General features: G+C 38.9%; 7 protein-coding genes. 6 read left to right on the forward strand and 1 reads right to left on the reverse strand.

Features of this window, described 5'->3' with window-relative positions:
* Positions 1-3: 3 nt before the first annotated feature.
* The 4 genes from DKM50_02895 (at position 4) to DKM50_02910 (ending at position 10,272) form a co-directional block, all read left to right on the forward strand.
* On the forward strand, positions 4-5,166 hold the full coding sequence (locus DKM50_02895) for a hypothetical protein (protein ID PZM83241.1): 5,163 nt from the start codon (positions 4-6) through the stop codon (positions 5,164-5,166).
* A gap of 120 nt (positions 5,167-5,286) precedes the next feature.
* Positions 5,287-7,347 (forward strand): hypothetical protein, encoded by a 2,061-nt coding sequence (locus tag DKM50_02900; protein PZM83242.1) that lies wholly within the window; start codon positions 5,287-5,289, stop codon positions 7,345-7,347.
* A 24-nt stretch (positions 7,348-7,371) separates the two neighbouring features.
* On the forward strand, positions 7,372-7,680 hold the full coding sequence (locus DKM50_02905; protein PZM83243.1) for a hypothetical protein: 309 nt from the start codon (positions 7,372-7,374) through the stop codon (positions 7,678-7,680).
* A 369-nt stretch (positions 7,681-8,049) separates the two neighbouring features.
* A complete protein-coding gene (locus DKM50_02910) occupies positions 8,050-10,272 on the forward strand; it encodes a hypothetical protein (protein ID PZM83244.1) in 2,223 nt (740 codons plus the stop codon).
* 32 nt (positions 10,273-10,304) lie between these two features.
* Here DKM50_02910 and DKM50_02915 read toward each other — a convergent pair whose 3' ends face one another.
* The gene (locus DKM50_02915; protein PZM83245.1) at positions 10,305-12,893 is read right to left on the reverse strand and encodes a hypothetical protein; all 2,589 of its coding nucleotides are present in this window, start codon (positions 12,891-12,893) and stop codon (positions 10,305-10,307) included.
* Between the two features lie 201 nt (positions 12,894-13,094).
* Between DKM50_02915 and DKM50_02920 the strand changes: the two genes are divergently transcribed.
* Positions 13,095-14,333 (forward strand): hypothetical protein, encoded by a 1,239-nt coding sequence (locus DKM50_02920; GenBank protein PZM83246.1) that lies wholly within the window; start codon positions 13,095-13,097, stop codon positions 14,331-14,333.
* On the forward strand, positions 14,278-15,156 hold the full coding sequence (locus DKM50_02925; GenBank protein PZM83247.1) for a hypothetical protein: 879 nt from the start codon (positions 14,278-14,280) through the stop codon (positions 15,154-15,156). Before DKM50_02920 ends, DKM50_02925 begins: the two co-directional genes overlap by 56 nt.
* Positions 15,157-15,172: the final 16 nt, after the last annotated feature.

Here is a 15,172-nt window from a genome sequence, read left to right on the forward strand (position 1 = left end):
CAAATGAAAAAGAAAATTATTAAAGAATCGAAATCCTCAAGAGGCGGTCACTCTAATATTGCTAAGCTGTTAAGAATTCTACCGGTCGGTGGTCTAGGTAAGTATCATGATGCTATGTTGAATATTATGGTGCGTATTGAACGAGAATTAGTAGAAAGTGAGAAAAGAGGATCTTTATCACTTGAAAAAACGGAAGAATCTTTAGACCACGCTATATCAGAATTCATTACTCCGAATGATATTGAAAGCCAAAAACCTCTGGGGTGCGTGCTTAACAATCCTTCAGATGCCAGAGGCGAAATCCTTGCTTCTTTGATAGGCAATAGCTTTGAAACGGATAACAATAACAGCGGTGACTTTAATCCCGGCCCTGGAAAAAAAGGGAGAAGTTATCTTATCGCAACGGCTTTGCAAAAAAGCATACTGTATGCAGAGAAGAATATAAAAAAAAATAATGAAATTATAGTTTCTGAAATTACAAGGATCTATTTAGGCGGAATCGAACAGAAAGTAGCATCGAAAGCTGGTCTTTCGTTAGAGTCCTTCAAGGCTATTTTCAGAGGAAAAAGGAAGCTTGAAGCCATGACAGGGATCTCAGTCTTAAATAATGGCTGGTTCATAACATTGTCTGATTTAAAAACTTTTGTTAACAAAATTAAATCTGGCAATGGACCGCAGGAAATATTCGATAAACTCAAGGAATTGGGAGTAATAGATAACAGGGGACGGTTCTTATTTAAGGATGATCCTGATTTACTGCAATTATTGGATAAGGCTGAAGCTAAAGATGAAATTAGTAACGAAAATTTTAAAAATGAGCTAAGGATTTTTTTTAGCGATATCAAAAAATTACCAAGGTACTCCAATAAACTTGGATATGGTAAGTCAATTTTTTATCTGAGGCCGTTAGAGGACAAAATAAGTCAGGAAGAATGCAGATTGCTGACAAGGATAATAGAGAAAGAACCGGTAAAATATGTACATCTGCTAGGGCTTACTAATAAGTATGAAGGTAAGTTGGCAGAAATAAAAGCGCTAAAAGAAGAATATTTACTGATGGTTAAATTGTTAAAAGGTCCGGTATCCGCCGAAGATTTATCAGATATTCCAGAAAAAATAAGACATTTTACACAGTTTTCTCAGGACAAGTTGGAAGCAAAACTGGAACAACTGGAGAGTGAGTTAAAAGCAAAAGTAGCCGATGCCAATATAACCTTTTCAGATTTTGAATCACGACAACTTACTGTAGAAAATATTATTGATAATTACTATAAATGGGATAGATATATTGGTCGAACCGCCGGAATAGGCATCCAGGATCGTGATTTTTTTCTCTGTGTTGAACGCCTCGATGGCAATCCTTTTACAGTTGTTGGCTTGCCGAATGAATTGATATTCAAATTCTTCAAACATTTTGGAGTTGAAACCAGTAAGTTTAACATTATCCAATCATATTGGCCGGATAAGATGGAATTGCGTAAGATATATGTTGAGGATACCTGGTCATTAATATGCCGCATTGAAAAAGAAGAAAAAATTAAAAAATATATGGCTGACGTAGAATCCGGGATAGTGCACAATATCAGCATTGGTAATTACGAGAATGTCATCAAAGATAATTATAAGCTGATTGTTTGTTTGCAGGAAATGAGGAAATATTGGGATATTCTTCATTTATATACTGATTTTCTTAAGGATACTACCGAACTAGCTGCTGAAGAAGGTATCGATGTAAATAAAACACTTAAGATTATTGACACCATTAATGAACTGGCAGGCATGTTTAATCAGATTAAGCAGGAAATGAACGACGATGATAATATTGAGCGATTAATGAACCTGAACAAACTCCCGAATGCATGGCAGATAGCATTGAATAAACTGCTAAGTAAATTAGGAAATACCATCTATGACTGGAATGATAATAAAGCTAAGTATATTAGCTTATTAGATCCGGCTAAACTGAAGGATTTCGAAGACCTGACCAGTGGAGACTCTATTTGTTTGACTAATGATTATGTAGATTATCATCGTGTTTCTCACAGTCAATACTGGGATGATAGTAATAAGTTTAAGATAGAGCAAGGTTTGTTGAACTTTAGATCTTTTATTGACGTTGTTGATAAAAAGCTGAGCTTAGAAATAAAAGATTTGCAAGAAGCGATTTCTTCCGTGAATAAAGAACTGTCTAAGCTGCCTCAAAATAGTCCTCTTGATTTTGCTCAAAAGCAAGTCAGGGATACCTTAGAAAAAAGCAAAATAGAATTAGAAATAGAAATAAAAGATCTTACAAATACTGTAAATAATTTATACTTTCAATCTTTTGAAGCTATCGCGTTGAACAACTTAGAATCAAAGATTAGCGGGGTTGAACAAGCAAGCGGAAGCGTAATTGATGATAGAAATGCTCTGATAAAACATCTTGAAACGGTGGCAGGTAAAAATACTCCGAATATTTTACTTACTATGGGAAATAATGGAAATGAGTCTATTCAGGTCCTATGGAATGCTCTGTTATTGTTGAAAAAAGGCTGTAATGTAACGCTGGCAGCCAAATCGGAGCCGATGATGCATAATGATTGTAATATCCTGGAACTCAACTTCGTTATACCATATTTTAATAGTATCCTTCGGGAACGGTTCCCAGAAATGAAATGCCTTGACTATTATTTGAGGGAAAAGAAACTGCAAATCATTGAGGTTGATGACAAAAAAGATTTGGGCGAAAAAATTAGTTCGGCATCATCAACAGGGAACAAATTTGATATTGCCTTTTTAATCGGAGAGCTTTGGTATATTGATTTTGTCGGTGCAGATAAGCTGGAAGAGCCTCCTTATAACCCGTTTGAGGATACTGTGCTCTTTAGCATCCATGCGCATAAGAATCGTTTAAAGCCATTGGCTATTATGAACGATAACTTGTTCGCTGTCGCTAGTAGGGGCGATTACATTGATGAAAACGTAACGGTTGGAATGTCTGTCTATTCGATGCTTCTTCCTAGAGTAGATTGCCTTGGTGCTAAACCAGATGATCCTCCGGGGTGGTATAACAAGAAACTGGAATATCAGTTATATTCGGGGAACAGCGATATCTCATTGGTTGACTTCACCAAGGAATATTGGGACAAGATTAAAACCCAGTTGATTAAAGAATGCCGGGCTCAAGCCGGTTTGCCGGAAGTCCAGATTAATATTGATGGACCATATGAAATCGAAGACGGTAAGCAGCTCATGTGGCGATATTTTACACCACATAAATTTGTGAAAGCGTATGTAGAAAAAGACCGGTTGATTATTGATAATTTTATTGAATATGATAAGTCGAGAATAGCTAGAGATAAGGGCACTGGTTGGCCTTATATCGCAGATAAGATATCCGGCTTAATAAAATCCGTTTATTTGGGCGAGTTATTTAAGAATTCATCGGATAGTGGAAATATAAATTTGATGACCTCTGAAGAAAAAGGGAAACTTGATAATTTAAAATTACAAAAAATCAATGTCGAGCAACCTCTAATAATTGAGAATTCTACTGAAGTTGTTCAAGTAAGCATTCCCTTGATAGGTGCCATAAAAGATAGCGTATCTGAATACACACAAGATGGCAGGATTTTTGTCCGAATAGCGCTGGAACGAGAAACTGAAATGTCCAGTTATGAGAAGGAAAAAATATCACATTCATGGCCGAAAACGAATGATATCGTTTATGAAATCGTACCAGCTCTTTATAATCGAGAAAGTGGTATGGTTGATTTTTCCTTTTTCCTGCCTAATGATGAGCACATTGAGAAAGTACCTATTTCTGATATCCTGCCCGATACCCAGCCCGTTGTCATCCTCAGTACCCAGTTGAAACATTATCGCACCAAAAGGCTCCAGATTCTAGAAATTATTGGCCTTTCAAATGGAAATGATATAACATTGAAAGAATTTACTGATGAAGGTTGGGGATTCCAGCTGAACAGATATGATATTAATGGAGCTGTAATCGATTCAGGGAACGAGAAAATGGAGATTGATCGTACCCAGCGAAAACCATTAACTGTGAAAGATATCATCACTTCAAAGGTAGTGGGCGCACCTATTGATCTAATTACTACTATGGAAGGTAGAAGGTTCTTGAACCTGGTTAACAGCCAGCCTTTTGTTAATTACACTGAACTGGTAAGAGAAGGTGGATTATTTGCAGTTACACATGGCTATAATCCGATGTATTGGGAAGACTCGAATTACATCTCGGGTCTACCGAGAATGAAGCTCTCATCACAGGATGGACCTCTCGTTTGCCAGCTAGCAGGTCCGCATAACTTACCAATAGAGATTCATGATCTTGGATTGTTTTCAGAAGAGAACAATTACCAGAATGTAGCGAATACTTTCGCTAAAGCTGCCTTACTTGCTGTACGCAATGGCGCTGCTGCTATTGATATAAACATGGGCTCCACTGCGCTTATTCCACAAGGAGGCGGCGTGTTAATCGCGGAAGAAAAACCTGATATGGCAGTCGCTATAGTAAAAGGCATTAAAGATGCGCTGGTCAAAGAGGGATATGATGTCCCGGTTTGTGTTAAAACTCGGCTGTTAGAGAAAAAAGAAGAAGGAAAAATCATCTATGATCACGCAAGATCTCTGGCATTTTATGAAAAAATTATTGACGCTGGTGCAGAATGGATCGCTATTCATACTAGATATCGCTCTGACGGACAGGGATCAGTATCTAATCAGGGAGCCAAAGATGCGAGGTCAAAGCGTAAGCATTTGAAAGCGGCTATCAATGAGATTAGAACAGTTAAGGAAGAGCATTTCCACAATCTTCCCGTAGAAGTTAAGAATGTGATTATTGGAATGTTACAGCAAAAAGATATTATCGATGGTTCCGGTTTATTACAAAGAGCTAGATTCGACGAAATTAATAAGTTGGCTGACTTAGCATTAACCACTATTGATCAGGAATACTGGCAGGAAATCTATGATATACTAAAGAAGCGAAGAACCCCTATTTTAGGGAACGGTCAGGTAACGAGTGTAAAAGATGCTCTTGAGTTGGTTAATGACGTTGGCTGTGACGGGGTAATGATCGCCATGCCAATGGTATCCAATCCAAAACTTATGGGAGAAATTAAAGGTGCCTTGAATGACAACGAGCAGAAGGGTAAAAGACCATAGTAGCTATGATTGAAAGAATACTTCGGGGATGCACGTTGGAAAATGATTGCAACTTTTATGGTTTTGATACGATATATAATATGGGATAATATTTTGTTTAAGTATCGGAGGTAGAAATTGATGAAAACCAAGACCGTCTCTATAAAAGTTGAGTCACGCAGTTCTAGCCTTAATAGAGAAACCAGAACAGTCCAATCATTGTTGTCACAGGTTGGAACCGTGATGAGGGGAAATATTGGTGTGAGTTTGCTTTCCGAGGTTGTTGCCGATGATAGAATAAAGAAAAATATTGATCAGGAGAAAGTCCTGGAAATAGATCGGCGTTTCGAGCAGGAATATCCTGAGCTGCGTAGTCGACTTCAGAGTTTCCTGCAGGAATCAGATGAGTTTAATGCTCTATTTGAAAAAATCAAAATTATTAATATTAAGAAAAATGTAAAAAAAAGAATAATTACCGAGCCGGAAATGTATCTTATAGCTTTAGCCTGTATGGATAAAAACTATTCAGCAAATGATCTTGCCGTGTTAATCCCACGATTGCGAGCAACCAAAACTAATCAAGGTTTTACTTTTACAGCAGCTGACAAAAATGTTACTGCAGAAATTTTTAATCGAAAGCTTGTTACAGTTCAAGAGGCAAAAGATCTGTATGGCGGGAACGTTGCCAGCTCCCGTCACGAAGTCGTCCTTGCTGGTGGAGACGCAACACGGTACTTGCTTGTGTTAAAAGCCCTTAAATCGCTTTCTGATTCACTATCCGTCATTGATCAAGGCGTTTTGTCCGGTTTAAGTTCATCCAACGCTTATAAAGATGTTAAAAAGCTTTTTACCTATAAGAACTTGGCAACGGTGTTCAATACCCCAATGTTTACAAATGTCGGGTATAATTCTGAATTATTAAAAACTGCCGGAATGTATGATGTAAAGAAAGTTAAAGTTGCTGTGAACACGGTGCTTGATAAATTTGAAAATACACCAAAAGCACTCAATTATGCATATAGGGTAGATGTAGGTAATCAAAGTACCTATCTTACCTTTTTCATGAATACACTGCTCCGGACCTATGCCAAAGTAGACATGGAAGGCTCTTCCGGTAATGTTCTTCATTATATGGTACATAACCAAACTGTTGCCGATTCCATGGACAATATGGTTCAAGCATTAATAAATGCCAAACTGCTTGACCCGGCTAAGCTCGATATAAAATTCATGACAAGGCCTAAAGATGGTATGGCCGTTGACCCGGATACCAGGCAGCTATTGTTGAATGACAAAAATATTCCGGATCCCAAAAGCGCAGGACATGGCCCTGCCTATACAAAAGCAGTTAATGAGCTTGTGTCTTTAAAAGACGTATCTGATAATGTTAGTTTTTCCATCAGAACTGTTGATAACAGCGGTTCCGATGTATCCACTTACACCGCCTATATTCAGAATGGCTGTGTTAAAGAGAACCAGCTTCGTGATGAATTGCTGACGGTGATAAGATCAAATAACAAAAAAGCTTTTCAAGAATTGTTGGCTAAATCGGAATATGGAATTGATATAACACTATACGATATGGATAATGACTTGAATTTGCTTGTAGCTCAATTTATTGATGATCGATGGGATTTTGAAGTTAGCAGTTCTGAGGATATTGCTGCTCAGATTGAAAACCTTCCGATTTCTATCGCCGTAGTAGTAGATCCTTTACCAATACATAAAGGCGGAGGTCTTTATGTGGAAGACGGCACAGGCAGAATGTCGATCACGGACAAACGTGATCTGCTGCCGAACACTGATGAGAAGGATGTACTGTTTAAGTTTAGTCCGATGGTATATGGATCGTTGGTAAAGCAGGAAATGGATTCCAGCATGGAGGATGGCTTGGTTTTTGTGGCTACGAAATCAAAGGGAGAGAGTTACATTCAGGGAGAAAGCGCGTCCACCCATCTGGCAACTTCTCATGATCGTGTAATGAAGAGAATCATATCAGTGCCTAAAGAGGATCTTGAAACTGCTTTTATACAGCAAAAGACAATAGATGAGTCGAGTGAGAATAACAACCTCGAATTGTCGAGGAAATTGTGTCAGGATATTGAACGTATGGCTGCCCAGGCAGGCATAACGGCCGAAGAAGCTGCCCGTCTGATAAATGCAATGCAAGAAAAAGCAATATTAATGACAAAAATTGTTTAGTTTAACAATAAGGGGTGATAGATTATGAACGAAAAGATTGAGCAATATAAAAAAACATTCAATAATCTCAAGGATAATCCGTCACTGCATAGTAGTGAGATTAATGATCTTATGAATGCTGTTTTGGGCGATGCTAACGCACTATTAGCAGACCGCGTCGTCACTCAGGATGAAAAATTATCAGTATTGGAAGAATTTAACCGGCTTTATGCAGAAATTACTTATACTCTTGATTTCGATGATGCAATGGAAAATATGCGTCCTGCTACCGGCGACCCTATTTTTACGACTAAAGAAGCTATGCTGGAAGCAATAAAACGCGGCGAACTATAATCAACAAACCATTGTGACCCGTATCAAATACCGTAAGATAATAACGAAATGTGTGACATATCTGACTTAGCTGGTGCATAGTCTACCAGAGTTTCGCTTTCTCCATTTTCGTAATGCAGGAAAAAAAAGATCGGTCCGTTTAGTGTTGAGACGGACAAAGTGACTCATCCTGTCTACCCCGGATAAAAGGATTCTGCTCAAAAATATTACGGTCAATCTGTCGTATTGAAGTGCGGTCTGGAATCGGATGATCGCATTAGTTCAGAATAGAAAAAAACACTGTAATAACTTGAGAAATTGCAACTATTCTTTGTTTTATCCGATATATAATTAACAATCCTTATGGTTTATTAATAGGAGGATTTTATAATGAAAAAGAAAATAATTGATTTTACTCAAAAGAAATACTCGAAGGTAATTGTGCCGATTTTTGCTTCGAATTCTTCATCCGTTTTTAGCAGGATAGATGATTCCATAAAACTCTTGATTGCAGCTTTTCCCTCAGTATTAAAAGTTTTCCCGGAAGTTGAAGGGGCAGCGCTTAAAAACGTAGATTTAAGTACCGGGATCAAGCAAGCAGCATTAAAGACTGTCCTGGGCTATCTGACAAAACGTGATTATTCTGGTAACTTAGAGGATTATATCTATGTTATCCATTTCCTTCATGATATTGGTGTTAAGAGTATCGTAGAATTTCCTTTTACCCAGAAACATCAAAGTACCACCAGTCCTTTTTCAGCATCCTCCTTTGGTCTGGAACTGGACTATTTAGTCCTGGAATTAGTCCCGGAAATACAGGATTCTCCAGAATTGTTAGCTATGATCCCTAAACGGCCGATTACCTATGAAAATGATCTTTCAAGCGATTTTCGTATCCATCGTGAAGCCCGCCGGGTAATCCTAAAAAAAGCTGCAAGTAAATTTTATCAAGAGATAGTTGTTGATCCGACCTCCCAGAGAGCTCAAACTTTTAAGTTTTACGTTGACAAATATGACAAAAAGCTTATGAGAAACGCTGAATTTTCTGTTGTTCAGTCAAAAGTATTGGATAATTATGAGAATGTTAACCCGGATTTCAGGACGTGGCCTGAGAAATACAGAAGCCCGGATAGTCCCGAGGTAAAAAAACTTATTACATTGCATAGTGACGATATACTAGCTCATAAATACGGTCAATTTTGTATTCACGAACAGCAATTATTTATTAAACAGCTCTATGAGCTTTTAGGTATGGAGAGGGAAGTGAATATTGCATTTGGAATAGACCCGGCTGCAAGTGCCGATGTCTGGTCATTACAGGATACTGTGTTTAATCTTAAATATGAACTAGGCGCAGATAACGGGCAGAATTGGCATGTGCCTGCATATAATGTATCTACGGATGCCTATATCGATTTTGTAAAGGAACGACTTGAGTATTTATCTGAGTATGCTCATGTTATCTTTTTCGATCACCTTTGCGGCTATTCGACACAATATATTTACGAGCGTGGTAATGCTGAAGATAAAGGCCGATGGGAAGTAGAAAAATGGGATGCCTGGAAGATGCGTGACAATGCTAAATATCTACTCAAAATGGCTCTTGATCTAGGCTTAAAAGTCGGGGGAGAGACCCTGGGTGACTATGCGCGCCAACAAGCGGTAGAATGTGCTATTCATGAGCTGAATTGTGAAGGATATAATATCCCGGAAATGTTTGTGGCTCCGCATAAGAACTATGGCGATAATTACGGCAATAATATGAACCTTTCTCAAAACATCGAACTCTTTTTAACTACCCACGATCTTCCGACTATTGTGCAGATTATTTGTGGAACTCGCGGGAATGAAGCTATCGATGAATTTAGGAGCCCGAAGACTAAGATCGCTAATTTTATGAGCCAGCAGTTTGGCATAATTACTACTCCAAATCAGACCCCTTTGTCACCTGGCCATCTTAGTCAGGAATTGGGAATTGCCATGTTGGAAGTTTTTATGTCGTATCCTGTGGAAGCTGTTACAATTCCTCTCCAGGATATTTTCGCACTAATGTTTCCTGAAGAGGTTGGAACAAACCTCTACTTTAATATGAACCATGCGGGAACGCCTACGGGACTCGATAACGAAATGAAGAATTTCAGCCGTATACTACCTCCGATACAGAAACTGGAACCTTTTAAGGATGTGCTCAAAGACATCTTTAGCCGGACTGTAAAACCTTTTGATTTTCCTGAAAGGCTGGAAGAATGCGGAGGATTCTTTACTTGGATTGCTTGTATAACTCCAGGTAGAAAAATGATCTTCCAGAATCCGGGTACAAAAAAATGGGAGATATTCAAGCATACTGAGAAGGGGCGTCCGGTATTAGAAATGGTAGTTTCTAACGTCGCTGCTGAAGATAGGGTAGGGATGGTTAAGCTACCTTCGGACAAACAGATCGATTATAAGGGTCAAGTAGATTTTGCGAAGATATATAAGTTAGTAGATATCTCACGTAATGATAGGGATAATAATATTTATATCAAATCAGGAGAGGAATTGCTTTGCGAAATGTATATTTCCCTCAAAGGGAATACTGATCACCATTTTGTTATATATGAGATGCCTGATTAGAAAATGACAGCATCGTTATTAGTTCGCGAACATTATGTTGATAGCCCTTTGCTTATCTTGATATACACTCTAAGTGCTTCAGATATTCCCCATGCTTGCATATTACATCCACGCTCCGTATGAGGATAATCTCCATCGCAGACCTCAGCAATGCTACCGATCCCTCCATGATTTAGCTGCTCACGGAGTGGCTCGAAGTATGTGTGGGCGTCTTCCAGCGCTTCTTTGCTCATGCCTTTCGATTCTATCATGGCATCGATCCAGGTATAGTAGAGCCAGCTCCACCCAGTGCCATTGTGGTAGGCAAGCTTTCTTTTTTCATCTTCTCCACCTTCGTAGCGGCCTTGGTAAGGGAAGTCAGGTGTCGAGCAGGTATTCTCAGACAGGCTTCTTATAAAACCTGGAATAATTAGCTGTTCTCTGGTAACAGTTATGACACTTTCTGCTTTTTTCCCAGCTATTAAACCAAAAAGAACTGCAAAAAGCATGTTCGGCCTGATTGCGCTGTCTTTCTTTCCGTTAAGTGCGGAAGTATCGTTAGTGGCTTCGATATTGTCGTAGAGATAAGTTCCGTTCCAATAGAGTTCCTGAAAATTATTTTTGACCTTGGTTGCTAGGTCCGTGTAGTCATGGATACCTTGGTCTGTCATGAAGGTAAGCAGGTGATACCAGAAAACCTGAATCTCAACCGGGTAACCTTCTCTCGGTGTTCCCGCAGGATGATTGGTATCCATCCAGGTGAAATGAGTCGGAGACCATATCAATCCGGTTTCCCTGTCCATATGAATTCCGTTCTCTGTTCCGGCTATATAATTTGCGGCGATGCTTTTTATAACATCCTTGATATTCCTGCCCTTGCCATCTATGACTTCCTCTAGAATAGAACTATTTCCTGTTTTTTTAATGTAATCATTAACGGCAATGGCAAACACCAGTTGTGCATCAACGGTATCCCGGTTTTCTGCATTTTTTCCATGGATTATGTTTGGCAGTGTCCCGTTTTCTTCAAATTTAGCGAACTCTTTGATAATATCTTCCGACGTTTCAAGTAACTCTGCTTCGATGATTCCTCTCAGTACCAATAAGGTGTCTCTGCCCCAGTCAATGAACCAGGGATATCCGGCAATAACAGTCTTATGCTCTTCTCTTTTGGTTATGAACTGATCCAGTGCGATTACAAGCGATTGGGCTAAAGAATCATTTTTTAACTTGGGATCAAGTTTCTTTACTATTCCTTCCAGCCTTTGTTGTTCGTTTGCCAATACGGTTTCAATATTTTTACCAGAATAAAACCTTGCATCTTTTTCGCAGGTATAGGCTATGTGGTGTGCCGGTTTTGATTGGTCACATTGAAAGACTATATATCCCGGAGAATACTTATCTCCGGAGCAAAGCTGTCCTCTGTCCGCTTCTGTCGGATGGAATACGTTATAGTGCCAATAGGGTTCCTGTATACAGGTGCCGTCTGAAGATACGATAGTAAGTCCAGGGAAATCCTGCCAATTCTCACCATTAAAATGAAATGACTGAGACTGACCAACGGTAACCAGTTTTGTCCCGTCGAAATATTTTTTCTCAAGCCCAGTGGATCCAGCTTTTGTTTCCCCGTGGTAACTTCGTTGCTCCAGGGCTGGTCGGACAATCAACTGGATAGGTATGCTTGCAGATAAGAGTTTGTATGATGCTATGGTAGTGTTCTTTCCATAGTGCATCTGAAGGGTTTTTTCGATTTCGATATGAGTTGTTCCTTCGTTTATCTGATATATCCATCGAGCTGTCGGGTACCGTTCGAATTGTTTCAGAGTACTTTTGTTGAGATCATAGACTTTGTTATCAGCTATTATTTTGTCAGTTGAAAACGAGACAAGTACATCTCGATCTATAGGATATTCGGGATGATTATTGATTAACAGTATCCCGTTATATTTGCTGTTTATAGGATTGTTGTCAGTTCTTCCGACTGGAATATTACATAGAGCTCCCCGGCCGTTAGTCAGCGCAACTTCATCAAAATCCTGAACCTCGTGAGGATATAGGCGGTGACAGGGGAGTCCTTTGTCAGTGTAAAGAGACTGTTTGAATGAACGGTAGTCTGGCAGTACCCTGATATGATAGTCATTTCCTTCCCATTTTGTGCCTGACCACTTAAATGTCAGCCAGTAATGGCCAGGATCTTTCAACGGGGGGATCACCGTATAATATTCCTTGCCGTTATCATCTGGCATCGATTGATATCCGGTTCCCGATTCCCCATGTTTGCCTGCAAATGCTAAGTTGTTTTCGGATGTTTTTATGATGAGCCATTGAGTTACGGCAATCATGGATTCTTTGTTCTTTTCATCGAAAGACCAGATATGAGAATATTTTTTTGCTTCGCTTTTATTGATATTTTCTGACAAACAGATTATTCCTGTTTTGATAATAGTATCAGCATTGTATTTAGATATGATTGCCAGGAATAATTGCAGGTCCTGTCGGGCTAGTGCTAAGGCTTCTGTGTTCAATATTGCCGAGGCATTAAGTTGATCGAGTCCTTTGCAGAGGATGGCGGTATTTATCCACCGGTAGAATGGTGTGTTCTCGATTTGTTCTTGAGAGTCAGCTATTAGTTTTTTTTTCATTGTTATTACCTCGATAATTAATCCTATGTGCAGAATATAATATCATGAGAATGATAAAAAAGAATGGTAATTCTTAGGTCTCACAATAATATTAATTGATCTGTTTTACCTTTTTGCCCGATATATTTATATGTCGTAGCTATAGCTGTTCATGTTTCGTTTTTTTATTGGGGGATAATATGATTAGAGGAGTGATCTATAATGAAGAATAAGATCCATGCAAGTTCTATAGAAAAAGTAAATATAACAGGGAACCCTCTCTACAGAATTATCGATAGGTTAGGAAAAATGTACCCTATAACTTATATAGATGCCGATCATTTGAATGGTACCTCAAAATGGGTCCACAGGGAATCGGCTACTCTCGATCCGTTAGGTAATAATCTGGCAGATTACATCCTTAACGCTCAAAGATTAACCGATAGCAAAAAAATACAGGTATTTGTCCCAACATATAACAGTGAGACGTATCTGCTGCGGAATATTTCTGATATCTATAGCTCTCTCCTGTTCGAAAAAAGAAATTACTTGAAAGATTTTGATATCAATTTATTAGTGGGCATTAATGGTAAGATTGATTATAAAACTATTGAAAGTTTATCGGCGTTTATCCGGTCACACAAGTACCTTCAGCAGATGGTTTCGATGTCTGTTTTTCATAGCGATGCTCAGGGTAAAATAAATGCCATGAATATCGCACACCAGATCGCTCTTGAAAATAACAGGGGATATCTGTTGTTTGTAGATGATGACGTTTCAATTAAACAGCGGGCAATCTCAAATATCATTAATGATATCCATTACTCTCCTCAGTATTCTCTTATCGGAGGATATCCCGTTTTGAACCCCTGTAATGAGACCTTAACACCGCTTGAAAGATCCTTCTATATGATGTCTTCTCTAAAAAGGTCTCTGACGGGATACTCGCTGCCAATGGGTAGATTAATGGGCCTGAGAACAGAGTCATATCCTGTTATTCCTGTTGACTTTGTTGCCGATGATGTTTTTCTCAATGGGTATTTTCTGCATCACAAGTTGCCCATGTATAATGAACGAAAAGCTCCTGTTGAATTCTATGGGTCATCTTCGTTTTATATGTGGTTGATGAGATCGAATAGGATTGCGTCATCTGATGATCAGGTAATTAATACTTTGCCCTTGCTTGAAGGGCTTCAGCTAAAAGAATTACTCCATAACATTCCTTTTAGACAGCCTCCGGGCCAGCAAGAGTTGCGTAATATTGAGCTAATGAAATACATTAAATCAGCAGGAAGTACGGAGCTTAAAAAAATCCTGGACCACTCGAACCATAATAGCTGGGGGGTTGATGAGAGTACAAAAGGCTTAAAGGAAAGATTCCAAAGTAGTTTAGAGTTATATTTTAATGATTATTTGTTTCCCACTTTGCTTGAGGAGGCTCGAAAATATGTACCTAAATAAAAAATACATCGATGTACATCGTTCTTCGAGGAAATATTATGAGATAATGGACCGTTCTGATGTCCGGTTAATGATGAGCCCGGAGAAGGCTTGTCCGGATAAAAATTATTTTATTATAATAGCAGGTGGACAAGCTACCAGGATGAAACAGGGCGGGTTTATGTTACCCAAACCTCTTTATCCGTTACCCGACGGCAGGACCCTTTTAACCAGGACCATTGATGAAATATCTAATCTGACTGCTCATGAGATTAGACTGCAGGTAAGAAGTGAAGAAAAGCAGGTATTTGAGCAATATATCAAAGATAATAATATAACCAATCTCAAACTTATCTGTATGTCTGACTTATTAGGTCATGGTGATGGCGCACGTTATGCCTTGCAGGACATTAATGCCAAAGAGGGCGCTGTTTCATTTCTATGGTGCGATATGCTCTATCAGAACAATACGTTGCTCAATACATTGATGCTGCATCATGAATTGGGAAGGGCCGTTACTATGCCAACAGTTTCTCTGACGAATCCTTACGCATCACTTGAAAGGGACAAAAATTATTCTGTAACCAGATTCTTGTTCCAAAGTGACGGGTTAGAAATGCCAGAGACCGGAGAAGACAATATTGGTATCTTTGTTTTCGATATCAATAAAGCGAAAGAGATAATTGACGACCTGTTCAAAACTACCTGGAATGGGGGTGGGCAACGAAAAGTCGATGATTTGTTAAAACAGGCTATGCTTAGAAACGAGATTTTCGCTCCGCGTATCGGATCAATAACCGATTATAAAAATATCAATAGTCCCCTGGTTTTAGAAAGTATATAAAGCAATTCATAAAACC

This window comes from Candidatus Margulisiibacteriota bacterium (assembly GCA_003242895.1).
Classification (GTDB): Bacteria; Margulisbacteria; Riflemargulisbacteria; order GWF2-39-127; family GWF2-39-127; genus GWF2-39-127.